Source organism: uncultured Microbulbifer sp., from assembly GCF_913055755.1.
Classification (GTDB): Bacteria; Pseudomonadota; Gammaproteobacteria; order Pseudomonadales; family Cellvibrionaceae; genus Microbulbifer.
The window spans coordinates 1-17,496 of the sequence record NZ_CAJXKH010000037.1; the positions used below are offsets into that span (position 1 = coordinate 1).

Genomic DNA, 17,496 nt, shown 5'->3' on the forward strand with positions numbered 1-17,496 from the left:
TCGTTAGCTCAGTTGGTAGAGCAGTTGGCTTTTAACCAATTGGTCGCTGGTTCGAATCCAGCACGACCCACCATTTCTTCCCTTGTTTACATACTTTCCTGCGCTTTTTGTGCCTCGTTCTGTGCCGTTGGCGAGATTAGACTTACGCTGACCGGCGAAAATTTTCCGGGGCGTTATAATGCCCGCTTTTCCCGGCAGTACAGAGATACAGGACCGCATGACTGACAGCAGCGAAAAAATTGCCACTTCCACCCTGGGTGGCGGTATTGATCCGCGGGATTTCGTCCAGGATTACCTGGCGCATCCGGCTGCGCATCACTATTCCGAGGAAGAACTGGAGCTCTGGCGCGAGCGCATCAAACGCCTGCTGAAAGAGCAGAATGCGGTGCTGGTCGCCCATTACTATACCGACCCGCTGATCCAGCAGCTGGCGGAAGACACCGGCGGCTGTGTGTCCGATTCGCTGGAAATGGCGCGCTTCGGCGCCCAGCACCAGGCCGATACCCTGATTGTTGCCGGGGTGAAGTTTATGGGCGAAACCGCCAAGATCCTCACCCCCCACAAGCGCGTGCTGATGCCGACACTGGAAGCCACCTGCTCGCTGGATCTCGGCTGTCCCATCGACGAATTTTCCGCATTCTGTGACCAGCACCCGGATCGCACCGTGGTGGTCTATGCGAATACTTCCGCCGCGGTGAAGGCGCGCGCGGACTGGGTAGTGACCTCCAGCATTGCGCTGGACGTGGTGGATTACCTGGACGCCCAGGGCGAAAAAATCCTGTGGGCCCCGGACAAGCACCTGGGCAGTTACGTGCAGAAGCAGACCGGCGCCGATGTGCTGCTGTGGGACGGCGCCTGCATCGTGCACGAGGAGTTCAAGGCCAAGGGTGTGGCAGACCTGAAGGCGATGTACCCGGAAGCGCTGGTGCTGGTACACCCGGAATCCCCCGCGGCGGTAGTGGAGCTGGCGGATGTGGTGGGTTCAACCTCGCAGATTATCAATGCCGCCAAAACCCGCCCGAACAAGCAGTTTATCGTGGCCACGGACCAGGGCATCTTTTACAAGATGCAGCAGCAGTGCCCGGACAAGGAGCTGATCATCGCGCCCACCGCCGGTTCTGGCGCCACCTGTCGCAGCTGCGCAAACTGCCCGTGGATGGCAATGAACTCGCTGGAAAACCTGTGCGGAGTGCTGGAGCGCGGTGACAACGAAATTCTGGTGGATCCGGAGCTGGGCAAGCGGGCGATGAAGCCGCTGCAGCGGATGCTGGATTTCCGCAAGCCTCTGGACTGAAGCTGGTGCGGACTGAAAACAAAAAGAGCGGCTATTGCCGCTCTTTTTTTATTTTCGGGAACGGGAAAGATCAGAGCTCCTTCGCCTTCTCCTGCATCTTGATCACATCCTTCATGCGCTGTTCCAGAATCGCGTGGGTCTGGTAATCATTCTGTGCCAGGCGCACACCGTGGCGCAGGTGCTGCAGTGCCTTGTCGAACACCCCGTTCAGGATGTAGTACTCGGCACGGGCCTCATGCACACCAACGATATCGCCCGCAAGGCCGTGGGTTTCCGCCAGCAGGTACCACACTGCCGGGTCCTTGCGGCGCACGCGGCTGTGCTTCTTGAGAATGCGCTCCGCCGCCAGGTAGTTGCCGGCTTTGAAGTGCGCGTTCGCCAGGCCCATGATCAGGGCGTGGTTTTTCGGGTTCTTGTCCACCGCCTTCTGCAGCCGCCGGGTTGCGTTGTTGTAGTCGTGGCGGGTCAGGTCAATCTCCGCCCGCGCCAGGATAAATGCGTCCTTGTTCGGTTCCTTGTCCAGCAGTGGTTGCAGGGTGTCCAGCGCCGAGTCGGGTTTGCCGGCAGCATTCTGCGCCAGCGCCAGGCCGTAACGGGCGGCGTCCTCATTGTCGTTGACCCCGCGCAGTTCTGCCTGGAAACGCTTCACCGCCTGCTGCGGGGTCGCCTCTGCGGCCACGCGAATGCGGGCGCGCATCAGGTGGTATTCACGGCTGTCGCGCAGGGGTGTCTGCGCCATGCGGCTGGCGCGCAGTTTGGCGTCGGCAATCCGCTTTTCGGTCACCGGGTGGGTGAGCAGGAATTCCGGCGGGCGGCGGTAATAGCGGGTGGCTTTCAGCATCTGTTCGAACATCTCGCCGGCCGCTTCCGGGTCCAGGCCGGCCTTGGCCAGGGTCTCGATACCCACCCGGTCCGCTTCCTGTTCATTCTGGCGCGAGAAGCGCAGCTGGCTGTCGAGGGCCGCGGCCTGGGTGGCGGTCATCGCGGCGATACCGGCATCGCCGCCGGCGGTGGCCGCCAGTACCAGCGCGCCGAGCATGCCGGCGAGGGTGGGCAGGGTGCTGTTGCGCTGGGCTTCCAGCGAGCGCGCGTAGTGGCGCTGGCTCAGGTGCGCAAGTTCGTGCGCCAGAACCGAGGCAAACTGGTCTTCATTTTCGGCGAACAGAAACAGTCCCGTGTGCACCCCGACAACGCCGCCGGGTACCGCGAATGCGTTCATGGTGTCGTTTTTGACCACCACCACATCGAGAGACTTGTCTTCCAGCGGGCTGTATTCTGCCAGTGATTTGAGGGAGTTCTCGACGTACTGTTGCAGCAGGGCGTCGCTGGAGGCGGGTACCTGGCTGCGGAACATGCGCAGCCACATCTGCCCCAGCTCTTTCTCCCGCGCGCGGGAGACCAGGCCGCTGCTGGAGTCTCCCAGTTCCGGAAGCTGGATATGGTGGTCGTCCTGGGCGCTGGCGACGAGCGGCGCCGACCCGAGGGTCAGGCCAATGGCGAGGCCCTGCAGCAGGCCGCGGGCCCGCCGCCCGAGCCGCTGCCAGTGTCCCTCTGCAGAAGAGGTGAATTGGTGCTGCTTTTTGGTCATATTCTTACTGCTGCCTGCGGGGATGCCTACCGCTAACACTATACGTAACCCTGTGAGACTGTCGAGGTTTTGATCAATTCTGCGGCAAAAGGTTCTGCACTTTGACCGCGCGCCACCGTTATAATCCGCGACTTAACCAATCTTTACCGCGCTTGAGGCCTCAAAACCGCATGCAAATGTCCACGCAACAGGACACCGGTTCGCTGGAGATTCTTCGGGAGCCTGCACACAGGGTAGATGCCCGCGGGCTTCCATGCCCACAGCCGCTCCTCGCCATGCGACGGGCGCTGCGCCAGGTGGAACCTGGTACGCTGTTGCACGTGCTGGCGACGGATCCGGCGTCACAGCGGGACTTCCGCAGCTTTGCCGAGCTGTCGGGGGTGGCGCTGCTGCGGGCGGAATGCCGGGGCGGCGAGTTTCACTACTGGATGCGGCGGCCGCAAGCAGAGCCGCCTGAGGGAAGCAGTCATCAAACAGCAAGATAAAAATAACGGCATGCTCACCATCGTGCGGGGCTGGATCAACCGCTATTTCAGCCAGGAAGAGGTTGTGCTCCTGACCCTGCTGTTGCTCGCCGCCATGGTTGTGCTGGCGACCCTCGGTGGGGTGCTGGCGCCGGTACTGGCGGCGGTGGTGATCGCGTTTCTGATGCAGGGCATGGTGCAGAGGCTGGTATCGTGGAAGGTGCCGCACTGGGTGGCGGTGACCATCGCCTGCCTGGTGCTGGTGGGGACCATGGTGGCGTTGATGCTGGTGGTAATGCCGATTATCTGGCGCCAGCTGGTGCGCCTGTTTGCCGAACTGCCAAACATGATCGACCGCGGCCAGGAGCTGCTGCTGTTGCTGCCGGAACAGTATCCGCGGCTGATCACCGCGCAGCAGATCGATGAAATTTTCAATACCCTGGGCAGCGAGCTGGGGAACATGACCCAGACGGTGCTCACCTTCTCTCTCGCCAACCTGCCCATCCTGGCCGCGGTGCTGATCTATCTGGTGGTGGTGCCGATCCTGGTGTTCTTCTTCCTCAAGGATTCGGACAAGTTGCTGCGCTGGTGCGCGGCGTTCCTGCCCCAGCACCGCCCGATGCTGCGCCAGATCTGGTACGAAATGAATGACCAGGTGGCCAATTACGTGCGCGGCAAGGTGATCGAGATCGCCATTGTGGCGGTGGTCAGCTATGCGGCATTCCTGCTGCTGGGGGTCAATTATGCGCTGTTGCTGGCGGTGGCGGTGGGGCTGTCGGTACTGATTCCCTATATCGGCGCCGCGGTGGTGACCATTCCGGTGGCGGCGATCGGCCTGTTCCAGTGGGGCTGGAGCAGCGAGTTTTTCTGGCTGATGTTCGCCTACGGCATCATCCAGCTGCTGGACGGCAACGTGCTGGTGCCTATCCTGTTCTCGGAGGCGGTCAACCTGCACCCGGTGGCGATCATCCTTGCGGTACTGGTGTTTGGCGGTATCTGGGGCTTCTGGGGGGTGTTCTTTGCGATACCGCTGGCGACCCTGGCCAAGGCGATCATGAACGCCTGGCCCACCGCGGACCACCAGGCGGAATGGCAGGCGCGGGAAGCCGCGCTGAGCCGGGCCGAACAAACCGAAGACGTATCAAATTAAGCGGCTGGCCCCGGCGTGTGTGGAGTTCTCCCGTCCGGGGCACTAAAATCCCGCGCTTCATTTCCCTGCCAGCCCGCGCGCCGCGGCTGGCGACTAGCCATAGGAAAACCCCATGAGCCTTGCTGACAAAGTACTGGCGGTCAACAACGATCTGCCGATCCGCACTGACAAGCCGGTCCACAGCGGTAAAGTCCGTTCCGTTTACTGGTTGACCGAGGCTGACAGTCGCCGCCTGATCGAGGAGAAAGGGTATCCGGTGGCGGCAGATGCGCCGTTGGCGGTAATGGTGATTTCCGATCGTATCTCCGCGTTTGACTGTATCTGGACCGGTGAGGGCGGCTTGCGCGGGGTGCCGGGCAAGGGCGCGGCGCTGAACGCCATTTCCAACCACTGGTTCCGGCTGTTCAAGGAGCAGGGGCTGGCGGACAGCCATATCCTGGATATCCCGCACCCGGGGGTATGGATCGTACAGAAGGCGCGCCCGGTGATGATCGAAGCCATTGCCCGCCAGTACATCACCGGCTCCATGTGGCGCGCCTACAGCAAGGGCGAGCGCGCGTTCTGTGGTATCCAGCTCCTGGACGGCCTGCAGAAGGACCAGAAACTGCCGGAGCTGCTGATCACCCCTTCCACCAAGGGCATCCTGAAGGGCATCCCCGGGGTGCCGGAAGCGGACGATGTGAATATTACCCGCAACAATATTGTGGATAACTTTGCCGCGTTCAATTTCCGCCGGGCGGACGATGTCGCTCTGTACGAGAAGCTGCTGAAGGAAGGATTCGATGTGATTTCCGCGGCGCTGGAAAAGCTGGACCAGGTATTTGTCGATACCAAGTTCGAGTTCGGTTACGTGACCGATGCCGAGGGCAACGAGAAGCTGATCTATATGGATGAAGTGGGTACCCCGGACTCCTCGCGTATCTGGGACGGCGCGCAGTACCGCAACGGCAAGGTCGTGGAAAACTCCAAGGAGGGCTTTCGCCAGGCACTGCTGAATCACTTCCCGGACCCGGATATCCTGCTGAACAAGGACCGCATGGATGAACGCGCGGCGCTGGCCCGCGACAACGAGCTGCCGGAATCCATGTTGATGGACCTGTCCGCTACTTACGTGGGCATTGCCGAGAAGATCATTGGCGAGAAACTGACGATTTCCGATAACCCGAAAGCGGAAATTATTCAGGTATTGCGGGATGAATACGGTCTGATTGACTGATATCTGTTGCGATACGGTCTTTTCTGAAAACCGGCCTGGTGCCGGTTTTTTTGTGCTTTGCCGCCACCGGGGACCATACACAGTGCGGAGTTCGTTGTTTTCGACGGACTGCCACATTTCGCCATTTTCCATCCATCCCTCGCCTTATTTCCACCCATCTGTTGCCGGTTTGCCTTTGTTTAATAACTCCAGAAATCAGATTGCTGGAGGCAAATGTGAACCGTCCTTTCTTTCATGCGCCGCGCATTGATCGCGAGCTGTTGATTCTCCCCACCGATGAGTACTACCGGCGACGCTATCGCAAGAGTCGCGCTGGCAGCTGGCTGTTGTTGCTGGTTACCGCGCTCGCGGTGCTGGTTGCCGCAGTGGGTGCACGTGCCGAGGCTGTGGGCCCGGTAGAGGCGGGTGCAGTGAGCCTCAATGAGGCCGGAAGTGGCGACCTGCTGTTCAAGGGCGCGGTGCCGGGGCGATACATTCCCGCGTTGCATCTGGGCTCAAAAGTAAGCGTGCAGGTGCGCGGCCTGGTGGCGGAGGTGCAGATCCGCCAGGAGTTTTCCAATACCGGTAAAGACTGGCAGGAGGCGGTGTATGTGCTGCCGCTGCCGGAAAATGCGGCGGTAAACGGTATGGAAATCGTCGTCGGCGATCGCCGCATCGTGGGCAAGGTGCGCGAGCGGGAGGAGGCGAAGAAGGTTTACCGGGAGGCCAGGGCGGCGGGCAAAAGGGCGGCGCTACTGGAGCAGCAGCGGCCGAATCTGTTTACCAGTCGCGTGGCAAATATTGCTCCGGGGGAAATGGTGTCGGTGGAGGTGCGCTACCTGCAGACACTCAAGTTTGACAGCGGCCAGTTCAGTCTGCGCTTGCCGAGTACGCTGACACCCCGCTATATCCCCGGTGTTCCACAGCCGGAAAAGGCGGCGGTTGCGCTTAACTCTCACGGTTGGGCCCTGCCTACGGATCAGGTACCGGATGCGGATCGGATTTCCCCGTTAATGATGCCGATGCCGGAACTGGCATACAACGGCAGTCACAAAATGGAAATCGCCGTCGATCTCGCCATGGGATTACCACTGGCAGATATCCACAGTCCCTATCACGAAGTGAATTTTCAGCGGGCGGGTGACAACCGTTATCGCATAGGCCTGAAGTCGGGCAGCGTGGCAATGGATCGCGATTTTGCCCTTTACTGGCGTCCGCAAACATCCGCCATGCCGTCCGCGGCACTGTTCGCCGAACAGGCCGTGGAAGAAGCCGTGGATAAAAACCTGGATGGTGCTGGTGGTGGCGATCAGTACCTGCAGTTATTGCTGTTGCCGCCGGATGGCGCTGCCGGTTCGCGCAAGTTGCCGCGGGAAGTCGTGTATGTGGTGGATACCTCCGGCTCCATGAGTGGCGTTTCCATTCGCCAGGCCAAAGAGAGCCTGCTGCTGGCGCTTTCCCGTCTCGCGCCGCAGGATCGTTTCAATGTGATCGAGTTCAACAGCCAGTACCGCACCTTCCTGCCGCGCCCTGCAGCGGCAACGGTGGAGAATATCCAGCGGGCGCGGGACTGGGTGGAATCGCTGAGTGCCACCGGCGGCACCGAAATGGCGCCGGCACTCAAGGAGGCGTTGTCCCAGCAGTTGAGCGGGGAGGCTGGCGAGCTGGTGCGCCAGGTAATTTTTATCACCGACGGTGCCGTGGGCAACGAAAATGCGCTGTTTGAAATCATCCGCCAACGCCTTGGCGAAGTGCGTCTGTTCACTGTGGGCATTGGCTCCGCACCCAACAACCATTTCATGCGCAAGGCGGCGGAGTATGGGCGCGGTGCCTCGGTACAGATCGGTGACCTGAATGAGGTGCAGGAGCAGATGCAGGCGCTGTTTGCCAAGCTGGAAAACCCGCTGGTAACGGATCTCGCGGTGCGCTGGCCCGCCGGCACGAATGTAGAGGCCTATCCCAAGCGTCTGCCGGACCTGTACCGCGGCGAACCGGTGCGCCTGCTGGCAAGGGTTATTGGCGGCGGCCTGGGATTGCACAATAGCGGTGATCTGGTGGTCACTGGCCGACTCGCCGGCAAGCGCTTCACCCGCACGCTGTCACTGGGCGATCTCACCGTCGACAAGCGTGGCAAGGGCATTGGCAGTCTGTGGGCCAGGGCAAAAATGGATGCACTGCAGGATGAGCAGCGGGCACTGGGCGCTGCTGCCGGGAGCGAAGAGGCGCGCAACAGCCTCAAGGCGCGGATCGTGCAGCTGGCACTCGCCTACCAGCTGGCGAGCCCTTACACCAGCTTTGTCGCAGTGGAGGAAACCCCGGTGCGTCCGCAAACCGAAGCGTTGAAAACCAGCCCGGTGCCCAATGCGGTTGCGCGCGGCCAGGTATTACAGCGCATGACCTACCCGGCGACGGCCACCGGCGTATACACGCAGCTGCTGCTGGCCAGTATATTGCTCGCGCTCGCAGCGCTGCTGAAAGGTGCGGCAAAAGTGCCGCACAGGTTGCGCAGATTGCCCGGCCGCTGCCGCCGTGCGCTGCGCAACTGGTTGCGCTCGCTGGTGCCCGATGTGCGCCGTCGCCGCAGCCGGCTGGAGGTGCGTTTGATGCTGGCTTCCCTGCGCCAGGATGGGTGAGATATGAGAAAACGCCTGATTCCCCTGCTGTCTGCGGCACTACTGGCAGCGGGACTGTGGCAGCTTGGCAGTGGCGTATGGCTGCTGGCCAAGGCCGAACTGGCGCAGTACTTGATCGCCGACGCCTGGGCGCGGCAGCTCGATTCCGGGGAAGCGCACAAACCCTGGCCCTGGGCGGATACCTGGCCGGTGGCACAGCTGCGCTTGGGCGACCAGAGGCCGCTGTTCGTTTTGCGCGGTACCAGCGGCCAGGCACTGGCGTTCGGGCCGGGGCTGCTGGAGTTCTCCCCGCTGCCGGGGGAGCCTGTGGCTGGTGGCCCGCGCACCACGGTTATCGCCGCACACCGGGATACACACTTTCGCGGGCTGGGGCAGTTGAAGTCTGGAACAACGGTGCAGCTGCAGGGGCGCGATGGGCTATGGCGTCACTTCCGGGTGCGCGGGACGCGAATAGTGGACTCTCGACGGGAGAAGATGCCGGTGTTTGCGGTAGACGGACTGCTGCTGGTTACCTGTTATCCGTTCGATGCACTGGCCGCCGGTGGTCCCCTGCGCTACCTGGTGTATGCGGAGCCCGTTGTCGCGGCAGCAAAGCCGGCTGTCCGCGGAAAGTCGCCGGCGGTGGTACAGCTGTGACTGAAAACCGATTTTCAGACTCTATTTTGTAATTGAATTTCCCGCTTTGACAACAAAATTATCCGTCACTACCCCAAACTAGAAACAAATTGTTTTGCAATTTGGTTTTATTTGTTACTAATCGTCCTATCTGGAAAAACGTTTGTAGTAATACTACAATCGCCCCCGCTTGAGCACTTGGAGCCCGTAATATGGGAGCGGGCCTGAACCCGCCCTACATTTTACGGGTCTTGGATTCAACGCCGAATTCAAAGTCGAGCCGGTTGCAAGGAGCCTGGGGTTCCTGACCGGCGGTATTCAGGTCGCACAGTCCCTCTGAATTCACTTAACAGCCCAGTAAAGTTGATCTGTGGACGCTGCTTTTCCGCCAAACATGGTGGCAAACTGGCGAGTGCGGTATCGAACGCGGGGGAATTTCCCGTGTTTGAGGTACTGTTGCGCGGCAATAAATCTGACCAAATAAAACCGACTCGACGTCGTATATTCGCCGAGGAGCATTTGATGCACGAAGAAACCGACATTCAGGAAACGCAGGAATGGCTGGATGCGCTGCAAGCGGTTATCCGCCACAGCGGTAAAGAGCGCGCTGCGTTCCTGCTGAAGCAGCTGTCTGATCGCGCCACCAACATTGGCGTTCAGCTGCCGGCGGCCATCACCACCCCCTATCGCAATACCATTCCGCCCCAGGCCGAAAAGCGTATGCCCGGCGACCTGTTCATGGAACGCCGCATTCGCTCGCTGATCCGCTGGAACGCGCTGGCGATGGTGGTACGCGCCAACTCCAACAGCGATAGCCTGGGTGGCCACATTGCGAGCTTCTCTTCCGCGGCGACGCTGTACGATGTCGCCTTCAACTACTTCTTCCGCGGCAATGAAGGCGAAGAGCGCGGTGACCTGATCTTCTTCCAGGGCCACAGCGCCCCGGGTATCTACGCCCGCTCCTACCTGGAAGGCCGCTTCGACGAAGAAAAACTGGACAACTTCCGCCGCGAAGTGAATGGCAACGGCCTGTCCTCCTACCCGCACCCGTGGTTGATGCCGGACTACTGGCAGTTCCCCACCGTTTCCATGGGCCTGGGCCCGATCCAGGCGATCTACCAGGCGCACATCATGCGCTACCTCTCTGCGCGCGACCTGTCGCCGCGCGGTGACCGCAAGGTGTGGGCATTCCTGGGCGACGGTGAGTGTGACGAACCGGAAACCCTCGGCGCCATCTCCATGGCCGGCCGCGAGAACCTGGAAAACCTGGTGTTCGTGGTCAACTGTAACCTGCAGCGTCTGGATGGCCCGGTGCGCGGCAACGGCAAGATCGTGCAGGAGCTGGAAGGCGTATTCCGCGGCGCCGGCTGGAACGTGATCAAGGTCCTGTGGGGCCGCCTGTGGGATCCGCTGCTGGAGAAGGACGACAAGGGCCTGCTGCAGAAAGTCATGGACGAGACCGTCGATGGCGAGATGCAGAACTTCAAGGCCAATGGCGGCGCCTACACCCGCGAGCATTTCTTCGGCAAGTACCCGGAACTCGAAGAGATGGTGAAAGACCTCTCCGACGACGAGATCATGAAACTCAACCGCGGCGGCCACGACCCGTACAAGGTCTACGCGGCCTACGCCGAAGCCATGGCCAGCAAGGGCAAGCCCACCGTGATCCTGGCGCAGACCGTAAAAGGTTACGGTCTGGGTGCTGCCGGTGAAGCGGCGATGGATACCCACAACGTCAAGAAGATGGATACCGAGGCGCTGAAGCGCTTCCGCGACCGCTTTGCGATCCCGATTACCGACAAGGAAATCGAGGAGGTGCCGTATTACCGCCCGTCGCCCGACAGCCCGGAAATGAAGTACATGGCCGAGCGCCGCAAGGCCCTGGGTGGCCCGGTACCGTCCCGCAGCACTGAAGTGGCGAAGCTGGAAATTCCGGAACTGGATGCCTTCAGTGCACTGACCAAAGGTTCCGGCGACCGCGAAATCTCCACCACCATGGCGTTCGTACGCGCGCTGTCGGTACTGGTGAAAGACAAGAAAATGGGCAAGAACGTCGCGCCGATTGTGCCCGACGAAGCCCGTACCTTCGGTATGGAAGGCCTGTTCCGCCAGCTGGGTATCTACTCTTCCCAGGGCCAGAAATACACCCCGGTCGACCACGGCCAGATCATGTATTACAAGGAAGACAAGAAAGGCCAGGTGCTGGAAGAGGGCATCAACGAGGCCGGCGCCATGTCTGCATGGATGGCTCTCGCCACTGCCTACAGCAACCACGGCGTGCCGATGGTGCCGTTCTACATCTACTACTCCATGTTCGGCTTCCAGCGCATTGGCGACCTCGCCTGGGCCGCGGGCGACATGCAGGCGCGCGGCTTCCTGGTCGGTGCCACTGCCGGCCGCACAACCCTGAACGGCGAAGGTCTGCAGCACCAGGACGGCCACAGCCACGTGCTGTCTGCCACCATCCCGAACTGCAAGAGCTACGACCCGGCTTACGGTTACGACCTCGCCGTAGTGATGCGCCAGGGCCTGAAGGAGATGTACGAAGAGCAGAAGAACCTCTTCTATTACATCACCATCGAGAACGAAAACTACCTGCAGCCGGAAATGCCGCAAGGTGTCGAGGAAGGCATCATCCGCGGTATCTACAAGCTGGAAAACGATTCCCGCAAGCCCGGCAAGGGCAAGGCAGCGAAGAAACATGTACAGCTGGTCGGTGCCGGTTCCATCCTGCGCGAAGTACTCGCGGCTGCGGATATCCTCGCCGACCAGTTCGGTGTGACCTCCGACGTGTGGAACCTGACCTCCGCCACCGAAGCGGCCCGCGAAGGCCAGGACGTTGCGCGCTGGAACATGCTGCACCCCACCGAAAGCCCGCGCAAAGCCTGGATCAGCGAGCAGTTTGAAGGCAACGAGACCCCGGTGGTGATCTCCACCGACTATATCCGCGCCTATGTCGAGCCCCTGCGCGAGTTTATCGATGGCGATGTGATTGCGCTGGGCACCGACGGCTTCGGCCGCTCCGACAGCCGCGAGCAGCTGCGTCGCTTCTTCGAGGTGAACCGCAACTACGTGACCATCGCTGCACTGAAAGGCCTGGCTGATCAGGGCGTGATCGACGCGAAAGAAGTGGCGGAAGCGATCAAGAAGCTGAACGTTGACCCGGAAAAAGTAAACCCGCGTCTGGTTTAAGGCCCGCTGAAAAAGGAAGGTAGAGATATGGCAAAACAAGTCATTAAAGTGCCCGATCTCGGCGGCGCCGATCAGGTAGATGTAATCGAAATCGCCGTTGCCGTGGGTGACACGGTGGCGGAAGAGGATGCGCTGATTGTGGTGGAGGGCGACAAGGCCTCCATGGATGTGCCGGCACCGGTGGCCGGCAAGATCCTGAGCATTTCCGTCAAGGAGGGCGACAAGGTCTCCGAAGGCGACGTGATCGGCGAAATGGAAACCGAAGCGGCCGGCGATGCTGCGGAAGAGCCTGCTGCCGAGGAAAAGGCGGAAGAGCCTGCTCCGGCCGCGGCCGCGGAAGAGACTCCGGCTGCCGCCGCGGCGCCTGCCGGTGAAGAAAAGGAAGAGGAACTCAAGGTGCCCGATCTCGGCGGTGCCGAGTCCGTGGACGTGATCGAGATTTCCGTTTCCGCCGGGGACACCGTGGAAGAGGGCGATGCCCTGATCGTGGTGGAAGGGGACAAGGCGTCCATGGACGTACCATCTTCTGCTTCCGGCACCATTGTCTCCCTCTCTGTGAAAGAGGGAGACAAGGTCTCCACCGGCGATGTGATCGGGGTGATCAAGACCGTCTCCGGCGGCGCGCCTGCACCCGCCCCGGCGGCCGCGGCTCCCGCTCCGGCGGCAGCGCCGGCACCGGCCGAGTCCGCGTCCCAGGAGCCGCCCGCGGCGCCGCAGAAGGATCCGCACCTGGAGCGGGACCACACGCCTTCGGCAGAGGTTTATGCCGGTCCGGCGGTACGCAAGCTGGCGCGCGAACTGGGTGTCACCCTCAACAAGGTCAAACCCACCGGCCCGCGCAACCGCGTCACCAAGGACGACCTGCACGCCTATGTGAAGGAGCAGGTGAAGAAGGCCGAAAGCGGTGCGGTTGGCGTCGGCGGCGGTATCGGTATTGCACCGATGCCGGAAATCGACTTCAGCCAGTTTGGCCCGGTCAATGTCGAGCCCATGAGCAAGATCCACAAGCTCACCGCGGCCAACATGTCCCGCAACTGGCTGAACGTGCCCCACGTTACCCAGTTCGACGACGCGGACATCACCGAGCTGGAGGATTTCCGCAAGTCCATGAAGGCGGAAGCGGAAAAGCGCGGCGTGAAACTCACCCCGGTGCCGTTCCTGCTGAAAGCGGCCGCTGCGGCCCTGCGGGAAGTTCCGAGCTTCAACGTGTCCCTGCACAACGACGGCGAGCACATCGTGCGCAAGGACTACGTGCACATCGGCATGGCGGTAGACACACCGAAAGGTCTGATGGTCCCGGTGATCCGCGATGTGGACAAGAAAGGCCTGTACGAGCTGGCGGAAGAAGCTACCGCAATGGCTGTTGCTGCCCGCGACGGCAAGCTGAAGCCCCGCGACATGCAGGGTGCCTGCTTCACCATTTCCAGCCTCGGCGCCATTGGCGGCACCGGCTTCACGCCGATCGTCAATGCTCCGGAAGTGGGGATCCTGGGGGTTTCCAAGCTGGCGGTCCGCCCGGAGTGGAACGGCAAGGAATTCGTACCGCGGCAGATGTTGCCGCTGGCACTGTCCTACGACCACCGCGCGGTGAACGGTGGCGATGCCGGTCGCTTCCTGACCTATCTGGCGGCGGTACTGGGCGACGTTCGCCGTCTGTTGCTGTAATTGCGGCGGCAGATACACCAGTAAATAACGCCGGCGGGGGCTGCTCCGCCGGCGTTTTTTTATGTCTGTTCATGGACAATCCTATCGCCGCTGCCGGCATCATAAATATCCGCTGGCGGAAAATTATAGATTGTGTGGATTTTGGCGCTGTTATTTGCTGGTTAAATAATGTACAGCGTCGTCGAACACTACCTTGCAGCTAAACTGAAAAGGCCGGGACCTGGAACCCCGGCGTGGCCAGTTTGAGATTCGCGAGGTAGTCGAGCCATGAATCGCACAGGGATAGCAGCGGTGGCAGTGGGCGCCACACTGAGCTTACAAGGTTGTATATTCGTGCCCTACGGCAATGACAACAGTTACGATCCATTCTTCTTCGATCCGGACGACAAGTCCCAGAGTGCCGATTTCGTTGAAGTGGGTAATTACCTGCCAAATACCGCGGCACCACCGGCAGCCAGTCGCCAGTGCTCAACGGAAATACACGAGAGCAAGGTAGGTTCCGCCTGCTGGTATTTCCCGGTAGTGCGGGTGTATTGATACGGTATATTGAATCGGTGCCTTGAGTGGTGGAAAGGCGCGCCGGATTGTGGAAGTGCTTCAGAATAGGAGGCCCAATGCGCAAGCGAACGACACATTTCTCCCTGCTACTATCGCTGCTGGCGGCAGCAACCCTGCTCAGTGCCTGTGGTACCAGCAGCGTGCGTGATCAGGTGGTCTACCCTAACAGTGCCCCTGTTCCCCGTCAGCCGGCGGCAGAGCAGCAAACCAATTACGATGCCTGTCCAGGGGATGCAGAAGAACTGGCGCCGGGCTCCATCTGTCCGGCCACCGCCCAGTGCTATGAAATTTCCGGCGGCCGACGCTGTATTGTTTACGAAAAGTAGGCGTTCAACGGGTGGTAGGCCCCCGGTGGGATGGTGACTGACAGGAAGTGGGCGCCGTAAACCGTTTAAAGGAACTGTTATGAAACAACGCTGGATATTCCTGGCGGGGCTGGTGTCAGGGTGTGGCCTGGTTACCACCGGTTGCAGCAGCACCGGTAACGTGGCGAACCTGGACGGCTTCTGGTGTGACCTCACCGGCACACCCACGACCTATGTACAGCCGTCGCTCCCGGCCTATCTCACGCCCGCCTATCCCCGCAACTGTTTTACCGGTGATATGGAAGTGCCCGATGCGGGCAGCTGTGTGGCCGGCACCAACTGCTATCAACTGGATGCCGGTGCCTGGTGCACCGTCGAGGATGCCGCCGGCTGACGGGATTTGCCGGCGTTTTCTGTGCTTATCGAGAAATCTGAAACCTGAAATAAAAAAGGGCGGCATAATGCCGCCCTTCTCATGTCTGCCAGCAGGATTTTTAGCGGTACAGCAGTACCTTGCCCACCGACTTGTCATCGCTCTGTGAAACCACGCGCACCTTCAGTCCGTAGGAGGTAATCGCCCGGCCCGCATCGGGTATGGCGCCATTGCTGTAATCGGCGCTGTCGTCGAATACCGGATTGCGCTTGGTGTACATATCGCGCAGCAGCAGGCCGTAACCGTCGAGCAGGTCGAGGATCGACTTCTCTGTCTTGTCGATCCCGAACGCCGCATCGCGGATCTGGTAGCGGGTCGAGGCAACGGAATTGTCGTTCCACCGGTTCAGGTGCTGGTCCGCATCGACAACCCCGAGGAAGCCGTTGCCCGGGTGAATACCCACCCAGTTGTCTTCATAGCTTTCGTCGGCATACCAGATCACCAGGCCCTGGTTGAACGGGAGCATCTGTCCGGCAACGTTGATATGTTTCAGGCCGGTATCGACACCGGCATGGGTACGCCATTCGAGCAGGTAGTGGTGGTCGTGCAGGGTGTAACCGACGTTGCGGGTAAACCCATCCAGGGTGAATGCACCATCCCCCTCGGCGTCATCGGCAAGTACCACGGCATCGTCCACGGAAACCCGGATGTCATCGGCGTAGAAGCCCGGGTTGGCCACGTAGCCGTCGGTCCAGTAGTAGAACACCAGGTAGAACTGCTGCCCCGCGTAGGCACTGAGGTCGAATTCCGCATCGACCCAGCCGCCGGAAGCGCCGGTAATGCCGTGGCCCGGGTTCTGTCCGTAGGGGCTGGTTTCCGTGGAAATATTGCCCGCGATCGGGGTCAGGCCATCGGCGTTGTAAACCGCGATGAACGCGTAATCCCAGTCGGTCTCGATATCGTACCAGGCCTTGAAGTTGACCCTGGCGCTGCTCGCACCGGTCAGGTCCACCGGCGTCAGCATGACGTTGTCGAGGGTGTTACCGCTGCCACTGAAATAGGCGTATTCGCCACTGCTGGGTACGGTGGTGATTTTTTTCTTCATCGGCAGGTCGATGCGGATGGCATCGTTGTTGCTGCCCTTGCTGACAGCCTGGTCCAGCAGAGCCTCGATGCCGCCGGCGGGGATATCCTTTAGTGCCACCGTCACGCCGTGCAGCCAGTTACCGCCGTGGTTCTGTTGCAGGAATTGTTTCGCCCAGGCGGAAAAGCCGGTGGGCTCGGCGCCGGGAATGGTGCCGGCCCAGCTGCCATTGGACATGATCGACCAGGATGAAACCGGTTCACCGCGGCCGGTGTAATCGGTGTCGTATTCATCCGGCAGGCCCAGGTCGTGGCCGTATTCGTGGCTGACCACGCCGGCGGCCGCGTCGGCGGGCTGGATGGTGTAGTCGTACGCGGCCATGGGGCCGCCCCAGTAACCCACTTCTGCGGCGGTGCCCGGGATCGGGAAGATGTCCCCCAGACTCCAGCGGTGGGCCCAGATGGCATCTTCACCCAGCTGGCCACCGCCGGCCTCTTCACCGACGGAAGAGTGGATGATCAGCACATGGTCAACCAGGCCGTCCGCTTCCCAGAAATTGCCGTCGTCATCCAGATCGTAGCGATCCTCGATGTCGAAATCGGACAGGTCGACGGACGGGTCCGCAGCGGCGGCCAGCAGTGCCTCGCGTACCAGGGCGCGGGCATCGCCGTCGATATTGTTGCCGTAAAACGCGGCGGGCTCGCTGGCCATGTACCAGCCGGCCACGGCGCCGTCGACGGTGTAGCTGTTGCCGGACTGCTGCCAGTAATACTGTTCCATGGAAACCAGGTTTTCGCCGTTGGGGCCGGTGAAGCCGGTTTTGGAGAACAGCAGATCGGCGTAGTGCCCGGGGGTATAGTCCGCGTAGTACATATCGGACTCCCCGGACTGGATACTGTTGTGGGGAAAATCCGGAAATTCCATCAGGATGGCGAGTACCTTCGCGGTGCGGGTCTCTCCGTTATAGGGCTCCAGCTGCAGTGGTGCTGGCTTGCCTTTTTTGGCTGCGCCGAGCTTGTTGCCGCGACCGTTCTGCAGGGACAGGTTCAGGGAACTGCCGTGGTCGTTGGCCAGCAACGGCACGGAATCGCTGGAAAGGTTGTGGGTTTGCGCCTGCGCCTGCTTTCCCCGTTGTTTCAGGTAGTCCCGCAGTATCTGCTCTGCCTCTGGCAGGGTCGCATTCTCCCCAATGCGTCCCGATGCCCTGAGCATTTCCATCAGTTTGGTTTCATTGGCGACCGCCAGGTCCAGCGGCCCGCCCTGCCGTGGCATGTTTGCCGCCTGTGCACTGGTGACCCCGATTCCGAGCGCAAGTGCGCCGGCGGCAATTAGCCGATAAGGATTGAGCATGTTTTCCTCGTTATATCTTCTGGTTTTTAC

13 protein-coding genes are annotated in these 17,496 nt (G+C 61.0%); 11 read left to right on the forward strand and 2 right to left on the reverse strand.

The window, feature by feature from the left end; all coding sequences use genetic code 11:
• Window positions 1-217: 217 nt before the first annotated feature.
• Complete coding sequence (gene nadA / locus QZ511_RS08225; protein ID WP_295801526.1) at window positions 218-1,294, forward strand: quinolinate synthase NadA; 1,077 nt, start codon at window positions 218-220, stop codon at window positions 1,292-1,294.
• Between the two features lie 70 nt (window positions 1,295-1,364).
• Here nadA and QZ511_RS08230 read toward each other — a convergent pair whose 3' ends face one another.
• Window positions 1,365-2,882 (reverse strand): M48 family metalloprotease, encoded by a 1,518-nt coding sequence (locus tag QZ511_RS08230; RefSeq protein ID WP_295801528.1) that lies wholly within the window; start codon window positions 2,880-2,882, stop codon window positions 1,365-1,367.
• Window positions 2,883-3,058: 176 nt separating this feature from the next.
• Here QZ511_RS08230 and QZ511_RS08235 point away from each other — a divergent pair, with 176 nt between their 5' ends.
• The 10 genes from QZ511_RS08235 (at window position 3,059) to QZ511_RS08280 (ending at window position 15,053) form a co-directional block, all read left to right on the forward strand.
• Window positions 3,059-3,367 carry a sulfurtransferase TusA family protein gene (locus QZ511_RS08235; protein ID WP_295801531.1) on the forward strand — a complete coding sequence of 103 codons (309 nt, stop codon included), beginning with the start codon at window positions 3,059-3,061 and terminating at the stop codon, window positions 3,365-3,367.
• A gap of 10 nt (window positions 3,368-3,377) precedes the next feature.
• Entirely contained in the window at window positions 3,378-4,496 is a 1,119-nt protein-coding gene (locus tag QZ511_RS08240; RefSeq protein ID WP_295801533.1) for an AI-2E family transporter, read from the forward strand.
• A gap of 112 nt (window positions 4,497-4,608) precedes the next feature.
• A complete protein-coding gene (locus tag QZ511_RS08245) occupies window positions 4,609-5,712 on the forward strand; it encodes a phosphoribosylaminoimidazolesuccinocarboxamide synthase (RefSeq protein ID WP_295801535.1) in 1,104 nt (367 codons plus the stop codon).
• Window positions 5,713-5,927: 215 nt separating this feature from the next.
• Window positions 5,928-8,324, forward strand: a complete 2,397-nt coding sequence (locus QZ511_RS08250) for a marine proteobacterial sortase target protein (RefSeq protein WP_295801537.1) — start codon at window positions 5,928-5,930, stop codon at window positions 8,322-8,324.
• A 3-nt stretch (window positions 8,325-8,327) separates the two neighbouring features.
• Window positions 8,328-8,960, forward strand: a complete 633-nt coding sequence (locus tag QZ511_RS08255) for a class GN sortase (RefSeq protein ID WP_295801539.1) — start codon at window positions 8,328-8,330, stop codon at window positions 8,958-8,960.
• A gap of 501 nt (window positions 8,961-9,461) precedes the next feature.
• A complete protein-coding gene (aceE, locus tag QZ511_RS08260; RefSeq protein WP_295801541.1) occupies window positions 9,462-12,131 on the forward strand; it encodes a pyruvate dehydrogenase (acetyl-transferring), homodimeric type in 2,670 nt (889 codons plus the stop codon).
• Window positions 12,132-12,158: 27 nt separating this feature from the next.
• Window positions 12,159-13,796, forward strand: a complete 1,638-nt coding sequence (aceF, locus tag QZ511_RS08265) for a dihydrolipoyllysine-residue acetyltransferase (RefSeq protein WP_295801543.1) — start codon at window positions 12,159-12,161, stop codon at window positions 13,794-13,796.
• 267 nt (window positions 13,797-14,063) lie between these two features.
• On the forward strand, window positions 14,064-14,333 hold the full coding sequence (locus tag QZ511_RS08270; protein ID WP_295801545.1) for a hypothetical protein: 270 nt from the start codon (window positions 14,064-14,066) through the stop codon (window positions 14,331-14,333).
• A gap of 77 nt (window positions 14,334-14,410) precedes the next feature.
• A complete protein-coding gene (locus QZ511_RS08275) occupies window positions 14,411-14,680 on the forward strand; it encodes a hypothetical protein (protein ID WP_295801547.1) in 270 nt (89 codons plus the stop codon).
• Between the two features lie 79 nt (window positions 14,681-14,759).
• Window positions 14,760-15,053: a hypothetical protein gene (locus QZ511_RS08280; protein WP_295801548.1), complete on the forward strand. Its 294-nt coding sequence runs from the start codon at window positions 14,760-14,762 to the stop codon at window positions 15,051-15,053.
• Window positions 15,054-15,153: 100 nt separating this feature from the next.
• Here QZ511_RS08280 and QZ511_RS08285 read toward each other — a convergent pair whose 3' ends face one another.
• Window positions 15,154-17,466 carry an immune inhibitor A domain-containing protein gene (locus tag QZ511_RS08285; protein ID WP_295801550.1) on the reverse strand — a complete coding sequence of 771 codons (2,313 nt, stop codon included), beginning with the start codon at window positions 17,464-17,466 and terminating at the stop codon, window positions 15,154-15,156.
• Between the last annotated feature and the right edge of the window lie 30 nt (window positions 17,467-17,496).